Source organism: Lonsdalea quercina (assembly GCF_900107885.1).
GTDB classification, from domain to species: Bacteria; Pseudomonadota; Gammaproteobacteria; order Enterobacterales; family Enterobacteriaceae; genus Lonsdalea; species Lonsdalea quercina.
Genome location: NZ_FNQS01000006.1, coordinates 200,629 through 217,039, shown reverse-complemented (window position 1 = coordinate 217,039; position 16,411 = coordinate 200,629). Strand labels below are relative to the sequence as shown.

Annotated in this window: 18 protein-coding genes; 12 read left to right on the top strand and 6 right to left on the bottom strand. The window is 53.9% G+C overall.

Annotated features, from left to right (window positions below):
* The first annotated feature begins 1 nt into the window (after position 1).
* Both BLU64_RS10475 and BLU64_RS10470 read left to right on the top strand, forming a co-directional pair.
* Complete coding sequence (locus tag BLU64_RS10475) at positions 2 to 1,384, top strand: O-antigen ligase family protein (RefSeq protein ID WP_074728626.1); 1,383 nt, start codon at positions 2 to 4, stop codon at positions 1,382 to 1,384.
* 110 nt (positions 1,385 to 1,494) lie between these two features.
* Positions 1,495 to 2,346, top strand: a complete 852-nt coding sequence (locus tag BLU64_RS10470) for a glycosyltransferase family A protein (protein WP_026743921.1) — start codon at positions 1,495 to 1,497, stop codon at positions 2,344 to 2,346.
* A 79-nt stretch (positions 2,347 to 2,425) separates the two neighbouring features.
* Here the strand turns inward: BLU64_RS10470 and BLU64_RS10465 are convergent, their stop codons facing one another.
* Together BLU64_RS10465 and BLU64_RS10460 are read right to left on the bottom strand one after the other, a co-directional pair.
* Positions 2,426 to 3,541, bottom strand: coding sequence for a glycosyltransferase family 9 protein (locus tag BLU64_RS10465; protein WP_026743920.1), 1,116 nt, complete (start codon positions 3,539 to 3,541; stop codon positions 2,426 to 2,428).
* Positions 3,542 to 4,501, bottom strand: a complete 960-nt coding sequence (locus BLU64_RS10460; protein ID WP_026743919.1) for a polysaccharide deacetylase family protein — start codon at positions 4,499 to 4,501, stop codon at positions 3,542 to 3,544.
* Positions 4,502 to 4,708: 207 nt separating this feature from the next.
* Between BLU64_RS10460 and rfaQ the strand changes: the two genes are divergently transcribed.
* The 7 genes from rfaQ (at position 4,709) to coaD (ending at position 11,592) form a co-directional block, all read left to right on the top strand.
* Positions 4,709 to 5,779 (top strand): putative lipopolysaccharide heptosyltransferase III, encoded by a 1,071-nt coding sequence (gene rfaQ / locus BLU64_RS10455; RefSeq protein WP_394296488.1) that lies wholly within the window; start codon positions 4,709 to 4,711, stop codon positions 5,777 to 5,779.
* Complete coding sequence (locus BLU64_RS10450) at positions 5,776 to 6,906, top strand: glycosyltransferase family 4 protein (protein ID WP_074728624.1); 1,131 nt, start codon at positions 5,776 to 5,778, stop codon at positions 6,904 to 6,906. The genes rfaQ and BLU64_RS10450 overlap by 4 nt, the downstream gene beginning before the upstream one ends.
* A gap of 3 nt (positions 6,907 to 6,909) precedes the next feature.
* Positions 6,910 to 8,019, top strand: a complete 1,110-nt coding sequence (locus BLU64_RS10445) for a glycosyltransferase (protein ID WP_026743916.1) — start codon at positions 6,910 to 6,912, stop codon at positions 8,017 to 8,019.
* Between the two features lie 112 nt (positions 8,020 to 8,131).
* Complete coding sequence (locus BLU64_RS10440) at positions 8,132 to 8,452, top strand: hypothetical protein (RefSeq protein WP_026743915.1); 321 nt, start codon at positions 8,132 to 8,134, stop codon at positions 8,450 to 8,452.
* 620 nt (positions 8,453 to 9,072) lie between these two features.
* Positions 9,073 to 10,350 carry a lipid IV(A) 3-deoxy-D-manno-octulosonic acid transferase gene (gene waaA / locus BLU64_RS10435; RefSeq protein WP_026743914.1) on the top strand — a complete coding sequence of 426 codons (1,278 nt, stop codon included), beginning with the start codon at positions 9,073 to 9,075 and terminating at the stop codon, positions 10,348 to 10,350.
* Positions 10,350 to 11,123 carry a glycosyltransferase family 2 protein gene (locus BLU64_RS10430; RefSeq protein ID WP_083351071.1) on the top strand — a complete coding sequence of 258 codons (774 nt, stop codon included), beginning with the start codon at positions 10,350 to 10,352 and terminating at the stop codon, positions 11,121 to 11,123. The genes waaA and BLU64_RS10430 overlap by 1 nt, the downstream gene beginning before the upstream one ends.
* Entirely contained in the window at positions 11,113 to 11,592 is a 480-nt protein-coding gene (gene coaD, locus BLU64_RS10425; RefSeq protein WP_026743912.1) for a pantetheine-phosphate adenylyltransferase, read from the top strand. The genes BLU64_RS10430 and coaD overlap by 11 nt, the downstream gene beginning before the upstream one ends.
* A 7-nt stretch (positions 11,593 to 11,599) precedes the next feature.
* On the opposite strand, the gene mutM is transcribed toward coaD, so the two are convergent.
* The 4 genes from mutM to radC all read right to left on the bottom strand — a co-directional run bounded on the left by mutM (position 11,600) and on the right by radC (position 13,836).
* On the bottom strand, positions 11,600 to 12,409 hold the full coding sequence (gene mutM / locus BLU64_RS10420; RefSeq protein WP_026743911.1) for a bifunctional DNA-formamidopyrimidine glycosylase/DNA-(apurinic or apyrimidinic site) lyase: 810 nt from the start codon (positions 12,407 to 12,409) through the stop codon (positions 11,600 to 11,602).
* A gap of 107 nt (positions 12,410 to 12,516) precedes the next feature.
* Positions 12,517 to 12,684, bottom strand: a complete 168-nt coding sequence (gene rpmG / locus BLU64_RS10415) for a 50S ribosomal protein L33 (RefSeq protein WP_026738454.1) — start codon at positions 12,682 to 12,684, stop codon at positions 12,517 to 12,519.
* A gap of 11 nt (positions 12,685 to 12,695) precedes the next feature.
* Complete coding sequence (gene rpmB, locus BLU64_RS10410; protein ID WP_005290060.1) at positions 12,696 to 12,932, bottom strand: 50S ribosomal protein L28; 237 nt, start codon at positions 12,930 to 12,932, stop codon at positions 12,696 to 12,698.
* Positions 12,933 to 13,170: 238 nt separating this feature from the next.
* Positions 13,171 to 13,836 carry a RadC family protein gene (gene radC / locus BLU64_RS10405; RefSeq protein WP_026743910.1) on the bottom strand — a complete coding sequence of 222 codons (666 nt, stop codon included), beginning with the start codon at positions 13,834 to 13,836 and terminating at the stop codon, positions 13,171 to 13,173.
* A 195-nt stretch (positions 13,837 to 14,031) separates the two neighbouring features.
* Between radC and coaBC the strand changes: the two genes are divergently transcribed.
* The 3 genes from coaBC to slmA all read left to right on the top strand — a co-directional run bounded on the left by coaBC (position 14,032) and on the right by slmA (position 16,403).
* Entirely contained in the window at positions 14,032 to 15,258 is a 1,227-nt protein-coding gene (gene coaBC, locus BLU64_RS10400) for a bifunctional phosphopantothenoylcysteine decarboxylase/phosphopantothenate--cysteine ligase CoaBC (protein WP_074728620.1), read from the top strand.
* Complete coding sequence (gene dut / locus BLU64_RS10395) at positions 15,242 to 15,700, top strand: dUTP diphosphatase (RefSeq protein ID WP_026738458.1); 459 nt, start codon at positions 15,242 to 15,244, stop codon at positions 15,698 to 15,700. Before coaBC ends, dut begins: the two co-directional genes overlap by 17 nt.
* A gap of 106 nt (positions 15,701 to 15,806) precedes the next feature.
* The gene (slmA, locus tag BLU64_RS10390) at positions 15,807 to 16,403 is read left to right on the top strand and encodes a nucleoid occlusion factor SlmA (RefSeq protein ID WP_026743907.1); all 597 of its coding nucleotides are present in this window, start codon (positions 15,807 to 15,809) and stop codon (positions 16,401 to 16,403) included.
* Positions 16,404 to 16,411 lie beyond the last annotated feature (8 nt).

The window sequence follows — 16,411 nt, the reverse complement described above, 5'->3', positions numbered from 1 at the left end:
TATGTCGATATCGATCCATAAACCCATTGCGCTATTTTTACTGGTAATAACGTTATTGCTGTGCTCTTTTTGGGCTATTCCCAGCAAACTTTTGCCCTTCCATCGGAATTTACTTATTTATAGCGCCTTCGTCTTTTCCTTGTTACTTTTTTTCAAAGACCGACGCTTTTTGCAAAATCTCAACGCAGCAAAGTTAAAAAATGTGCTGATGATATTAGGCATAATGACCGTCGTAACGTTGTCATGTTCACTCTTATTTTCACACCACTTGCACGAGACGTTAAGGGCCTGGCACAGTCAATGGATGAGGCCGCTGATGTTATTTGTTTATGGCCTGGTCTTTTATTCGATAATTGCGTTTAATTTTCCAAACTTGAGCTATAAAAAACTGATTACCGCCATCATTCTGAGCTTTTGGGCGCCGATCTTCCTCCATATTCTGACGATTGCTTATATTTACTTTAAGTCCGGCGCTATCATGTGGGGAGAAACCTATATCTTCCCATCGCGTCTGGAACTCAGCTTTCAAATCAACCTGATAAGCATCATCATCTTCTCTGATTTGCTGTTGCGCCTATTGGAAAACCGCCGACTGCTGACGTTGAATACCTGGATTGTCGTCACGCTAGTTATTTTCAACGTCATCGCTACCGGTCTTGCAAATACCCGGTGGGGCACGGTCGGCATGATCTTCGGAATATCTTCCATCAGCCTGATTTTTATTATTAGAAAAATCAACGCCATTAATTTGGGGAAATTAAGCCTATACTCGCTGCTTATAGTTTGTACGGTAATGAGCGTCGGCCTGTTTTCCTATGAAAAAGATCCTCGCTGGAAAAGCATCGTAGAAGATGTAGAAATTGGTTGGAATGCCCCCAGCAACAGCTTTTGTTTTATTTTCAATAGCCCGGAACGCGTAATTCCGCTGCACGCAGATGGCACGCCGGTCAGCCATTCTAACGCCTGTCGTATCGCCTATGTCCACCAGGCAACGAAATTTATCGTGGAACATCCGTTGGGAATTGGCACCAGCAAAACCGCTTTTCTACAACGATTGCATGAGAAATATCGCAATCCGCTGATCGATATCAGCCATAGTCATAGCGGTCTTCTGGAATATGGTTTGCAATACGGCGTTCTAGGAATGCTACTGTGGATCATTTACAACCTTATGATATTTAAAATATCCATTCGGGCATTCTTTAAAGAAAACAAAACCGTTGGCGTAGTGCTATTACTCCTTTCGAGTGGTTTTTTCTTCCGGTCAATGGTAGACAGAATATTATTAGATCATTATATGGAAGAATATATGTTCCTGAGCGGGCTACTCTTGGGGATTCTTGCCTATAAACCGGTGCCGTCCACGAAAATCGCGAACGGTTGAAGTTACACGGAATATCATCAACGTCATGATGGTATTCCGTTTTTTATTGCATACAGTGTATTCAACCATATAATAACTTTAGTTTAATTATTATTTACTTATAGGCCGTCATGGAAAACATTCTAGAAATTAACAGGGTTGATAAGTCACATATCAAACTAAGCTACGTCACCCACTTTTATTGCAACCAAAGCGATATCGAGTCCGTTATCTCGCTGTTGCGCGAGTACGAGCAGTACTCCCCCGATCTGCTGGACGTCATCCAGTTCGTCATCGTCGACGACGGCTCCCCGGTCAGCTATGAGATTCCAGAATTCAACCTGAACCTTGTCTGGCTCAAGATTAACGAGAACATTCCGTGGAACCAGGCCGGCGCACGGAACCTCGGCGTGCTGTATGCCAAGTCCGACAAAATCGTCATGACCGATCTCGACCACATCATCCATGAGAATACGCTGCGCTACATGACGGAAAGGCGTAATCCGGGACGCACCTTCTTCAAGCTCTATCGCAACTCGCCGGAAAACCCGCAGAAAATCTACAAAGGCCACTCCAACCTGTTCTTTATGTCGCGCGCCCGATTCATGCGCTTCTTCGGCTACGATGAGGAGTTTGCGGGCAACTACGGAGCGGAAGATTATCGCTTCGTGAAATACCAGAAGTATCACGGATCCATTCAGCGTTATTTATCGAAGAAATACCTTTGTTCAGAAAGGAATGTGAACCGCAATAAGTCGTATCACACGCTGGACCGCGATCTCTCCGCCAATACGCCCGTCGATGATAAAAAGAAACATGAGATAGAAACCTACGGCGATGAGTTCGGCCACAGCAGAATGTTTCTAAACTTCAGCTGGAAAATCGTAAAAAACGTCCACCGTACGCCGCCTGCGCGTAAGAAAAACACGCTCTGGAAACCCATGTGGTGGTTCAGATACCTGTTCGGTTTTCTGGCCCGCTAAACAACACGCCCCTGCCTTTCGGCAAGGGCGTTTTTACTAGCTCAATCAGACAGGCCGTCAAAGATATAGCGGTACAGCCTCAGCGAAGCATACCTTCCGCTTGCGTCTTTATCCGTTCGATACGATGCGCGACCCGGTCAATCACCTGCTGCGGCTTAATCGCCTCCATCACATGACCTTGCTGGATAGCGAGGTTGTTGGTGGCGCCATAAATCACATCGTGCAGGTCAGGATCCTGATAGGGTCCGGTACTGTGCGGCTCCGCGGTCACAAACAAACTCACCGTCGGCACCTTAAGCGCTATCGCAATATGCAGAGGCCCGGTATCCCCGGTCACCAGCACATCCATACCGTTGATCAGCCCCACCAGCTCTTTCAGATTGGACGAACCGATATGGTTAACGATGCGAGAATGCAGCGCCGGATCGACCTGCCGCAGCAGCGACTCGGCCAACGGACTATCCCCAGACCACCCCGTCAGCGCAATCTGGCAGGTCGGGTCCGTGGCAAGAAAATGCTCGGCCACCGCGGCGAAATACTCAACCGGCCAGCAGCGCTCAGACGTTGAGGCTCCCATCTGAAAACCAATCACCGTGCCGCGCCCCGCTTTGTCGACAGGTGCCACCGCAAAAGGGATGCGCATGCTGATATCGCTGACGTCCGCCCCCAGCATAGAGACCAGCGCCAGCTTGCGCTGAATAACATGTCCGCGAAATCCGATGACATATCCCGCCAGCCAGCGATCCATCGGCGTAATGCCGTCGACATAGTTATCGCGCAACACGTATTTCGCCCCTGACATCACCGCGCTTAGATAATCATAAGGATCGTGTGAATGCAGAATGATGGCCAAGTCGGGCATACCGAACTGTTGAATGTCCCGCACCAGCTGAGGAACCGTTTTGATTTTGGTATTCCAGCATACGACATGCTGCCAATCGTCCCCGTCTTCAACAAAGGCTTCCAGCTTCTTGTGCACGACCAGCGTGATCTTCGCCTGGGGGAAGCGCTGGCGCACCGCATGGATCGCCGGCGTATTGAACATCAAATCGCCCAGCGCGGTCGTGGAATAAATGACGATATGGGAGAACGCGCTCTCCGTAACGAGCTGCTGCGAAGGCTGAAGCCGCCCCTTGCCGCGAGTGTACAGACGCAAAAACAGATCAACGAGCTTAAATTTCCAGCCTTTCTTCATCTAATCAGCCTTAATTCCCTGATAAAATTCCGACAACGTTTTGCCCTCTGTTTTTTCCGCGAGCGAAGCGAATAACGCGTCTAGGTCGCGATACAGCATTTCGATATCTTGCTCGGTAGTGAACGTAGGGCTGCCTCCCGGCATAAATTCGGACGAGTGGAGCATGAACTCCACGTAGTCGCTGCCATCGGCCAACATCTTTTCGACCACCGATTCCATCTGACGCAGGTTGCCGCCTTTCGGCCGCACCCAATTCACGGAAGCGCTGCGCTGTTTTCCGCGCAGGCAATCGTATATCCGTGTCATCGCGTTGAGTAGCCCACTGTGCTTATACTGAATGCTCATCGGCACTTCCAGTAATGTGGAGTTCCCCGGCTGCGCAATATTATTCGGGTCCATGAAGTAAGCATGGTGTGGGAAGCGGCTATAGTCTGTGCCGCCCTGCCCGTTCGGGTCGCCCTGCGAATACCGCCAGTTCACCAGCGGCGTGACGGAACAGTCAATCTCATAGCCATACTCCATCAACAGCTGAACGTACTCTTCGTTCAACGCCCAGCGGCCAGCGCGATGGCTGCGGATTTTACGCTGGAACGTATCTTCGAGTAACGACGTTATGTACTCAATTTTCCGTCGCATCAACGCCTTAGGGTATTCGATCAGATAAGGTTTATAGCGCCAATCATTCCCGGTCAGATCAAACTCAGGCGGATTGTTCCAGGCATGTAGGTGCATCCCAACCTCGCCTTGGTCTCGGGCGATGACGTCCCTGGCGAACTCTATATAAGCGGGATCCAGCGCCATCTCGTAATTCGTCAACCAGGTGGGCTTGAAACCGTATTTTTCACAGAGCTGCTGAAATCGTGGCAAATAATGAGAATTTCTTGTCGAAATCTTGTCATTATTCTGCCAAAGATTATCTCCTTCCGTGTCGATCGTGATGATAAATGCTGGTTTACACATGGAAATTGCGCCTGATAATCTTAGGACGTAAAGTACGTCGGTGACGTGGGCAGCCTAAACCGCTACCGTCACCCTGAAAAGTCATTATTGTAACTGAAGATGTTGCTACGCAGGTAAAAACGGAGAACACAGTTCGTCGGGGATCAATAGTAGCCACTCTTGGCGATGTCATCTAAAATCGCCCTCTGCTTGCAATGAGAAACGTCGCTGATGAATCACACCACAGCCCATGCCGTCAGGCATATTCTGCTGATAAAATTTCGCCATCATGGCGACATGCTGTTAACCACTCCGGTCATCAACACCCTGAGTCAAACCTATCCAGATGCCGAAATCGATGTGCTGCTGTACCTCGAAACGCAGGACATGCTGGTAGCCAATCCACGCATCCATCGCATTTTCGCCATCGATCGCCAATGGAAGAAACAAGGACTGCGGACCCAGCTCAGCAAAGAGTGGCAGTTGATCGGCCAGTTGCGTCATCAGCGCTACGACCTCGTCATTAACCTGGCCGATCAGTGGCGAAGCGCTTTGATAGCGAAACTGACCGGCGCGCCGGTGCGGTTGGGTTTCGACTTTGAGAAACGTCAACACCCGCTCTGGCGATACTGCCACAGCGATTTAGTCAGCTCCGAGCAGCATGGGCAGCAGCATACCGTGGAACAAAACCTGTCCATCCTCTCACCACTGGGCATTCCTTCCGTCAGCACGCAAGTCACGATGGGGTATACCGCTGAAGACTGGGCGCAGTGTCAGAAGAAACTGCGGCAGCAGCAGGTTGACGGTCCCTACATCGTCGTCCAGCCGACCTCCCGCTGGCTCTTCAAATGCTGGAGCGAAGAGAAAATGGCGGCGGCGATTTCTGCACTGAGGCAGGACGGGCACACGATCGTCGTGACATCCGGACCCGATGTCAAAGAGCAGAAGATGGTATCCGATATTCTCGCCCACTGCCCGACCCACGGCGTGGTCTCGCTCTCCGGCCAGCTAACATTGCGCCAGCTGGCGGCGCTTATCGACCATGCACGCCTGTTTTTGGGCGTAGATTCCGTCCCCATGCATATGGCAGCCGCCCTGCAAACGCCCAGCATCGCCCTGTTCGGTCCTTCCAAACTGCACTTCTGGCGTCCCTGGCAGGCGCCGGGAGAGGTGATCTGGGCCGGTGATTACGGCACGCTACCCGATCCGGATGATATCGATACCGGCACACAACAACGCTATCTCGACCTGATCCCCGTCGAGGCGGTAACGGCCGCGGTACGGAGACAACTATCATGAGTCATTTTCGCCTCGCCATCGTGCGGCAGAAATATCGGCCGGACGGCGGCGCCGAACGCTTTGTAAGCCGCGCGCTGGAAGCGCTGGAAGATGAAGATTTACAGCTGAACGTTATTACGCGTCAGTGGCAGGGTGAAAAGAAGCCGGACTGGCATTTGCACCTGTGTCATCCCCGCTACTGGACCCGAGTCGGGCGTGAACGCGGATTCGCCGACGCTGCCCGCGCCCTGTGGCAGAAAGAGCAGTTCGATTTGGTGCAGAGCCACGAACGTATCGCAGGATGCGACATTTATCGCGCGGGCGACGGCGTTCATCGTCGCTGGCTCATGCAGCGCGCGCGTCTGCTTCCCGCCTGGCGCAAACCGTTACTGTTCTCCAACCGATTCCATCGCTACATCATGCAGGCCGAAGGCGATATGTATCGGGCGCCGCAGCTGAAAGCGGTCATCTGCAACGCAGAATTGATTAAGCAGGAAATTATCGAAGAGTTTGGTCTCAGCGCGGATAAGATCCACGTCATTTATAACGCTATCGACAGCACGCGCTTTTTACCCGCGGAAGAGTCGCAGCGCCGGGCGATGCGCACCGCGCTGACGCTGCCGCAAGACGCCTGCGTGATGGTTTACGTCGGCTCCGGCTTCGAGCGCAAAGGGCTAGCGGCCGCCATCCGGGCTGTCGCCGGAACGAACCGCTACCTCATCGTCGTCGGGCAGGATAAAGCGGAACGTCAATACCGGGCGCTGGCGGCTTCATTGGGATGCGAATCGCGTATCCGGTTTACCGGTATGCAGAAAGATCCGCAGCCTTACTATCATGCGGCTGACGGCCTGCTGCTGCCGACGCTCTACGATCCCTTCCCCAACGTGATTCTGGAAGCGATGGCCTGCGGACTGCCGGTCATCACGACCACGACCTGCGGCGGATCGGAATTCATCCGGGCCGGTGAAAATGGTTTCGTCTGCGATGCGCTCGATATCCCGGCGCTGACCGATGCCGTGATGGCGCTGCCCGTCGCCGCACCCGGCAGCCGCATGGGCGACGCGGCGCGCGCGCGCATTATCGATGCGTCGCCGCAAAAGCTTTCTCAGCAGCTTATCTCGCTCTATCGAACCCTATTGGACGAATAACACATGCGTATCTTGATGATCATCGACGGTCTGCCTGGCGGCGGCGCAGAAAAAGTGGTGTTGACGCTGGCCGCAGGCTTTGTGGCTCAGCGCCATCAAGTTTCGCTATTTTCGCTGCGCGACGTCTGCGAATACCCTGTGCCAGAAGGCGTGGATTATCAGACGATCGCCGACCACAGCCGAGCGCCCTGGCGCAAGCTCACCGAACTTCGCCGCCGCGCCGCAATGCTGGATGCGGCGATCCAACGTACGCAAGCGCAGCTGGGACCGTTTGATCTGGTGTTGTCAAATCTGCACAAGACCGACCGCATTGTGGCCCGCAGCCGGGCGCTCAATCCCGACAACGTCTGGTTCTGCCTGCACGGCATGTTCTCCCCGTCGTATCTCGGCCATCGAACCGGTCTATCCCGTTGGTTGAAACGCGCCAAAATTCAACGGGTCTACCAGCAACGCAACATCGTTGCGGTGTCTCAAGCGGTGCTGTCGGATTTACAAAGCGCCTTTCAGGTACGGCCTTCCAACGCGGCAGTCATTAACAACCCGTTTGATTTTGCGGCGATTGCCGTACTGGCTGACCAGCCCTGCGAACGCGCCGGGACGGATTATCTGGTGCACGTCGGTCGTTTCCATCCCAACAAACGTCACGACCGTCTGATTCGTGCCTATGCGCTGAGCGGCATCGAGATGCCGTTGGTCTTGTTGGGTAAAGGCCGGGACGAGGAAGTACAGCGCATACGACAGCTGGCCGTCGAGTTGGGCGTGGCCGATCGCGTTATTTTCCAAGGGTTCTGCGACAACCCCTACCCTTATATCCGCCATGCCCGACTGCTGGTGTTGAGTTCCGACAGCGAAGGCTTCGGCAACGTGCTGGTTGAAGCGTTGAGCTGTGGAACGCCGGTCGTCAGCACCCGCTGTCCCGGAGGGCCGGAAGAGATCCTGACCGGCCCATTGGCTCAGGGTCTCGCGGCGTTGACCGACGACTCGCTGGCAGCGGCGCTGAAGTCGGTTCTGGCGTCTCCGCCGGAAATCGACAAGTCCCAGCTGGAGCGCTACCGCATCGAATCGATATGCGCGGCCTATCTCGCGCTTGCAGAGCGTCAATCGGCTCACTGACCGCCGCGATTTTACGGCAGTGCGGCCCTGACACGCTTTTCAGCGCTACCGCATCCGCAGCGGGAGACAAAATGCCTCCCGCGTGTTTATTAACATTCCGGCTATACCTCGTATGCACGACGAGGCTGTCGGAATTTATCTGAAAGAGCGGGATAAAACGCCCGCCGGAGACGACAACAACGAACCGGTATCCTCCATTGTTCACAGAAAAATAGGCGAATACGCACAATTCTGTTTCGTTTTTTTCATCGGAAGAAAATGGGCTATCAAAGAAAATAACGCCGGGGGAGATAATCCTGACTCTGTTCTTCGCATCGAGCTTCTCTACCAAATAAGCGCAACGTCGAGAAAACAGGAATACACCGCGAAGAATCAAGGCCCATTCGCCGGTATTACTACGCGATATTTTCGCGAAACGCCCGTGCCACATTGAAACGGAACCGGCTCGATGCAATAAGCAACATATGAAACATTATCCTTATAATTCAATTGGTTGTCTTCTGTAATATAATTTTCTTTGACTCATCGACAAAGGAGCTATGCCGTCATGGGTATCTCTGGCTACCGCGATGCGAGGACGAAAAGAAAATAAATACCCAAAAGTTTCGATACTTTATTTCGAATAATTAATTAACGCAGAGAATATTCACTGAAATAGTAAATAGCGATGCGATAAGACAAAAAACAGAGAATATATTCACCGGCTATTTAGCCTTTTGTTAATAATGACGAGACTTGATAACACCCGTATGAGGTTATTAATTGAGGATGTCATTTCGCTCTCTTTTTTCAATTTTTATTTACATAAATCATATGATTTTTGCACAACGCCATTATGGGTAAATGCATGGCGCCACTTACCTTAAAGACTAGTTATTACAGCGAGTTACGTCCAGATGACGACACGACGCATGAGTTGCAACATATTGATTAAACGCGTATTACACCCAGGCCCCAAGAAAAGGGATATCCCGGCCTCCGTTATCGTAAATGATAGATTTAGCGTCTATAAATATATAGAATTCGCTATCTCTGACTTAAATATAGATACTTATGTTACAGCTGCTGTATACCGTTCTGCTTTACCTCATCCAGCCTCTGATCTGGATTCGTCTTTGGCTACGCGGCCGTAAAACCCCTGCCTATCGCAAACGCTGGGGCGAACGTTATGGCTTTTACAAAGACACCGTAAAACCGGAAGGTATCCTGCTGCATTCCGTTTCCGTGGGAGAAACACTGGCCGCCGTCCCGCTGGTGAGAGCGTTACGCTACCGCTATCCGTCGCTGCCCATCACCGTGACCACCATGACGCCGACCGGCTCGGAACGCGCGCAATCCGCCTTTGGCAAAGACGTGTACCACGTCTATCTCCCTTATGATTTACCGGGCGCGATGAAACGATTTTTAAATCACGTTCAGCCACGGCTGGTCATTGTGATGGAAACCGAACTTTGGCCCAATATGATCGATGCCCTGCATCAGCGCCATATTCCGCTGGTCATCGCCAACGCACGTCTTTCCGAACGCTCCGCCGCCGGTTACAAAAAGCTGGGCAAGCTGATGCGCACCCTGCTACGACGTATCACCCTGATCGCCGTTCAGAATGCGGAAGACGGCGAACGGTTTATTTCGCTGGGCCTCAAGCGCAAACAGCTGAACGTCACCGGCAGCCTTAAATTTGATATCTCCGTGACACCGGAGCTGGCGGCGAAGGCGGTGACGTTACGGCGTCAATGGGCTTCCCAACGCCCGGTGTGGATTGCCGCCAGCACCCATGACGGCGAAGAGAAGATCGTTGTCGACGCACACTGCGAACTGCTGAAGACCTTCCCTAACCTGCTGCTGATTCTGGTGCCGCGCCACCCAGAGCGTTTCAACGACGCCAAAACCATCGTCAGCAAGGCCGGTCTCGATTATACCATGCGCAGCGAGGGTGCTATCCCGCCGGCCTCATCGCAGGTGGTCATCGGCGATACAATGGGCGAACTGATGCTGCTCTACGGCATCGCCGACCTGGCTTTTGTCGGCGGCAGCCTGATTGGACGCGGCGGCCATAACCCACTGGAGCCAGCGGCGCATGCCATCCCGGTACTGATGGGACCGCATACGTTCAATTTCAAAGATATCTGCGCCCGATTGCAGCAGTCCGATGGTCTGATCACGGTGACGGACACCGCCTCCTTGGTCGAACAGGTCAGCAATCTTCTCTCCGACGATGACTATCGCCAGTATTACGGCCGTCACGCGGTACAGGTGCTGCATAAAAATCAGGGCGCGCTGCAAAGTCTGCTAAAACTACTGGAACCTTATCTACCGCCGCGGAGACAATAATGAGCCATCCTCGCCTGTCTGTTGTGCTCATCAGCCGTAATGAAGCAGAGCTGCTGCCGGACTGCCTCGCCTCTGTTTCCTGGGCGGACGAGATCATCGTTCTGGATTCCGGCAGCTGCGACGATACGCAGGCGATCGCCCGTCAGTACGGCGCACAGGTGTTCCAGCATCACGACTGGCCGGGCTTCGGCCGACAACGACAACGGGCGCAAAGCTACGCCAGCGGCGACTATATCTTCATGATCGACTGCGATGAGCGCGTCACACCCGAGCTGAAACTCGCGATCGAGCAAGTGCTCGCGGCGCCCGATGGAAAAACCGTCTACCGCTGCGCGCGCCGCAATCTGTTTTTAGGTCGGTTTATGCGCCACAGCGGCTGGTATCCCGATGAGGTGATCCGCCTCTACCCGCGCCACTATCGCTACAACGATAACGCGGTGCATGAGTCGCTGGATTACGGCGACGCGCGCGTCGTTTCGCTGGCAGGCGATCTAGAACATCTCACTTGCCGGGACTTTTTCGCGTTTCAGCAAAAGCAATTCGACTACGCTACCAGCTGGGCGCAGTCGCGTTTTGAGGCGGGTAAACGCTGTAGCTACCTTTCCATCCTGACCCATACGCTCGGCGCTTTCGCCAAGACCTGGCTGCTGCGCGCCGGCTTTCTGGACGGCAAGCGCGGACTGCTGCTGGCGATAGTCAATGCGCAGTATACGTTTAATAAATATACTGGCTTGTGGGCACTGAATAACCAGCGTAAACATCATGACGACTAGAGCGATTTATCCCGGCACCTTCGACCCATTGACCAATGGCCATCTCGACCTGCTGACCCGCGCCGCCCGGATGTTCGACCATCTCATCCTGGCGATTGCCGCCAGTCCCAGCAAAAATACGCTGTTCACGCTGGAAGAACGCGTTGCGCTGGCGTGCGAAGTGACAAGCCATCTGACCAACGTGGAAGTCATGGGATTCAGCGAACTGATGGCGCATTTTGCCCAGAAGCATCAGGCGACTATTTTGGTGCGCGGACTGCGGGCGGTATCGGACTTCGAATATGAGTGGCAGTTGGCGAAGATGAACACGCATCTGATGCCCGAACTGGAGAGCGTGTTCCTGATGCCTGCGGAGCAATGGTCCTTTATTTCGTCCACACTGGTGAAAGAGGTCGCCCGGCACGGCGGCGACATCGATCCGTTTCTTCCTCCGCCCATCTCGGCGGCCCTGCGGAAAAAGCTGGCCTGACGCGCCGTCAGCGCTGGCAGGTGCGGCAATAAAACGTGCTGCGCTGCCCTTGTTTCAAACTTTCGATCAACGTCCCGCAGTGGCGGCAAGGTTCGCCGCAACGGCCATAGACCTGCAGTTCCTGCGCGAAATAGCCCGGTTTGCCATCTGACTGCAAAAAATCACGCAGCGTGGTTCCGCCTTGCTCGATAGAACGTAGCAGCACTTTCTTGATGGTGACCGCCAAGAGTTGGAACTCAGCCTCGCTCAATGAGCCTGCGGCTCTCTCCGGCGAAATACCCGCGCTGAACAGGGATTCGCTGGCGTAGATGTTACCCACGCCGACCACGAGCTTGTTATCCATGATCCAAAGCTTTATCGGCGTCTTGCGGCCCCGCGATTTCTCGAACAGGTAGTCGCCGCTGAACGCATCACTGAGCGGTTCCGGACCCAAATGAGCCAGCACGGAACTTGTCGCCGGATCCGCGCTCCACAGCCAGGCGCCGAAGCGTCGCGGGTCTGTATAGCGAAGCACCTTGCCGCTATCCAGAACCAGATCAACATGGTCATGCTTACCGGGTTCCATGTATTCAGGCAACACGCGCACACTGCCGGACATACCGAGATGGACGATAATCCAACCGCGAGTCAGCTCGATCAACAGGTATTTAGCGCGACGCTGTACGCTGAGCACCGCTTCATCGCTCAATGACATAACTTCAGGGGATACCGGCCAGCGCAGGCGCGCGTTGCGCACTTCCGCATGCAAAATGGTGTGTCCGACCAGATGAGGTTCGATACCCCGGCGACTGGTTTCCACCTCTGGTAATTCAGGCATGTTTCCTCCCGTGAAAAGTCATGGTCAACACTCTACCACAGCCGTATTCGCCAATTGCAGACACAAAAAAACCCGGCCGAGGCCGGGTTTTTGATAATCCACTAAAATTATTTGATTTTAGCTTCTTTATAGATCACATGCTGACGGACAACGGGATCGAATTTCTTCAGTTCCAGTTTTTCCGGCTTAGTGCGCTTGTTCTTCGTAGTGGTATAGTAGTGACCAGTACCAGCAGAAGAAACCAGCTTGATCTTCTCGCGAACACCTTTAGCCATGATTCAGTTCCTTAATACTTCTCACCACGGGCACGTAAGTCGGCCAGAACCGCCTCAATACCCTTTTTATCGATAATACGCATACCTTTAGCAGATACGCGCAGCGTAACAAAGCGCTTCTCACCTTCCACCCAGAAACGGTGTGAGTGCAGGTTCGGCAGAAAACGGCGTTTGGTCGCATTCAGTGCGTGGGAACGGTTGTTACCCGTCACCGGACGCTTGCCAGTAACTTGGCAGACTCGGGACATGTCTATTCTCCAAAAATCAAATCAGCTCGAGCTTCGTATAGGGTATTGGCCGCCTCGTCAGGCTCTAGAGCCCATCTCAGCAACTTCACTGAAAAGACTCTGTCATCAGGGGAAACCTGCTGAGATAGGCTCTTAACGCCACACCCAAGATTCTCAAAGGTGGCGTAGTATACGCTCTGAAGCGTATGCGCTCAAGTCCCGAACAGCTAAAGATCCCTCAGGATCGTCGAAATATGCCTTAAATCCACCCGCGCTCAGCAAAAGAGACGTACTCACCGTGCCCGATAACCAGGTGATCAAGCACGCGGATGTCCAGCAATTGACATACTTTGACGATATGTTCCGTAATGGCGCGGTCAGCCTGACTGGGCTCTGCCTTTCCCGACGGATGGTTGTGCGCCAGAATCAACGCGGCTGCATTCGCCTTCAGCGCCTCACGAGCAATTTCTCGCGGGTGCACCTCTACGCAGTTAATCGTACCAGCAAACATCTCCTGATGGCGAATGACACGATGCTGATTGTCTAGAAAAAGGACTAAAAAAACTTCGCGTTCACGATGCGCCAGCAACAACTGGAGATATTGCAGCGTCACCTCCGAGCTGATCAGGGCGTCTTCGCGCGCTAATCGTGAGGCAAACAGCCGCCGCGACAGCTCTCCCACCGCTTGCAACTGCGTATATTTGGACAGCCCGATACCGCGAGCTCTGCAAAACTGGGTCTGTTCCGCCGTCATTAACTGATGCAGCGACCCAAACTGGTTCAGTAGATTTTCCGCCAACTGCATAACATGCGTTCCCGGCAATCCGGTACGCAAAAAAATGGCGAGCAGTTCCGTATCCGTCAATGCACAGGCCCCATTCCGTATCAGTTTTTCCCTTGGTGCCTGCCCGTTTAACCACATCATGATAGTGTCTCCCTCCCTGAGTCTTGGGGGCATTCTGGCATGCGGACTGGGGGTGAACGAGGGGCCGGAGGGAAAGATGCGAGGCAATACGCAATCGGTCATTGCAACAAGCTCCTCCATGACAAGATTCCGTTTCCTTTGGACGCTTATGGTAAAATGCCCGACACTTTCTTTAGCTCACACTCGGACACAACGATGACGGAACTCTCCAGTCTGCTCGCGCTCGCCGGCAAACATATCGTACTGGGTATCAGCGGAGGCATCGCCGCCTACAAATGCCCCGAGCTGGTCCGCCGCCTACGGGATGAAGGCGCGGAGGTACGCGTAGTGATGACGCCTGCCGCTAAAGCGTTCATCACGCCGCTCACACTTCAGGCCGTCTCCGGCTATCCGGTGGCGGACGACTTACTGGATCCGGCCGCTGAAGCCGCGATGGGGCATATCGCGATCGGGAAATGGGCGGATTTAGTGATTGTCGCCCCCGCATCGGCTGACGTTATCGCCCGACTGGCGGTCGGTATGGCCAACGACCTGCTGACGACGGCCTGTCTGGCCAGTGCCGCGCCGCTGGCCGTCGCGCCGGCGATGAATCAACAGATGTATCGCGCTCTGCCGACGCAGGACAACCTCGCGCGGCTGACCGAACGCGGCGTGCATGTTTGGGGGCCGGACAGCGGCAGCCAAGCCTGCGGCGACGTCGGCCCCGGCAGAATGCTTGACCCGATGGATATCGTGGAACAGGCGAAGCAATTTTTCGCGCAAACCGCCGATCTGCAGCACCTGAACTTCTTGATTACCGCAGGGCCGACGCGAGAAGCGCTGGACCCGGTCCGTTTCATCAGTAATCACAGTTCCGGTCAGATGGGTTTCGCCATTGCCGAAGCGGCTGCGGCGCGCGGCGCGGCGGTCACGCTGGTGGCCGGCCCGGTCGATCTGCCCACGCCCAACGGCGTACGGCGTATCGACGTCGCCAGCGCGCTGGAAATGCATGAAGCGGTCATGTCCGCCGCCCCCGAACAGCACATCGTGATCGGCTGCGCCGCCGTAGCGGACTATCGGGCAAAAAATGTGGAGAGTGAAAAAATCAAAAAGCAGGGCGATGAAATGACTGTCACCCTGATAAAAAATCCGGATATCATCGCCGACGTTGCAGCGATTCAGGCTCATCGGCCTTATGTTGTCGGGTTTGCTGCCGAAACCACTAATGTGGAAGAATACGCGCGGCAGAAACTGGCCAGCAAAAAACTGGATTTAATCTGCGCAAACGACGTGTCCCAAGCCGACCGCGGATTCAATGCGAAAACCAACGCGTTGCACCTTTTCTGGCACGGGGGAGACAAACAGTTGCCGCTCGGCAGCAAACGTCTCCTGGGCCAACAGCTAATTGACGAGATTGTCAGCCGATATGACGAAAAAAATTGACGTAAAAATTATCGATCCCCGCATCGGACAGGAATTCCCGTTGCCGACGTATGCCACGCCGGGTTCCGCTGGTCTGGACCTGCGCGCCTGTCTGGATAGCGCCGTAGAACTTGGCGCGGGCGAAACCACCTTACTGCCGACCGGTATGGCCATTCACATCGGCGACCCTTCGCTGGCGGCGGTGATTCTGCCTCGTTCCGGTTTGGGCCATAAGCACGGTGTGGTGCTGGGCAATCTGGTCGGGCTGATTGACTCCGACTATCAGGGCCAGTTGATGGTGTCCGTCTGGAACCGCGGCTCGACGCCGTTTACGATCGAACCCGGCGAGCGCATCGCGCAGATGGTCTTTGTGCCGGTCGTTCAGGCTGAATTCAATCTGGTTAACGAATTCACCGACAGTGAACGCGGAGAAGGGGGTTTCGGTCACTCGGGCCGTCACTGATCCACATCTATTCTTTCGAAAAAACCTATTAGCCACAGCGTAACTAACGCGACTGTGGCGCTATCTGGTGTGGGCAGTTGAATCATTATCAAGGGTCTTTTCAGACATGGCAGAGAAAGAAAATACGAAAAGGAACCGTCGCGAGGAAATCTTGCAGGCACTGGCGCAGATGCTGCAATCCAGCGACGGCAGTCAACGGATCACTACCGCGAAACTGGCTGCAAACGTCGGCGTATCTGAAGCGGCACTTTACCGGCACTTTCCCAGTAAAACCCGGATGTTCGACAGCCTGATCGAATTTATCGAAGACAGCCTGACAACCCGTATCAACCTGATTTTGCAGGATGAAAAGGAGACATTTAATCGTCTTCGTCTGATTTTGCTGCTGATTTTAGGATTTGCCGAAAAAAATCCGGGATTGACTCGTATCCTGACCGGACATGCCTTGATGTTTGAGCAGGATCGCCTGCAGGGAAGAATCAACCAGCTGTTCGACCGTATTGAATCTCAGATCAAGCAGGTTCTACGGGAACACAAAATGCGCGGCGGTGAACCGTTCAAGAACGATGAAACGCTGCTTGCCAGCCAACTGTTAGCCTTCTGCGAAGGCATGTTGTCCCGCTATACCCGTTCGGAGTTTCGCTTCCTCCCCACCCAGGAATTCGACCTGCGCTGGCCGATGTTGGCCGCCCAGCTCGCCTAACGTCAAAC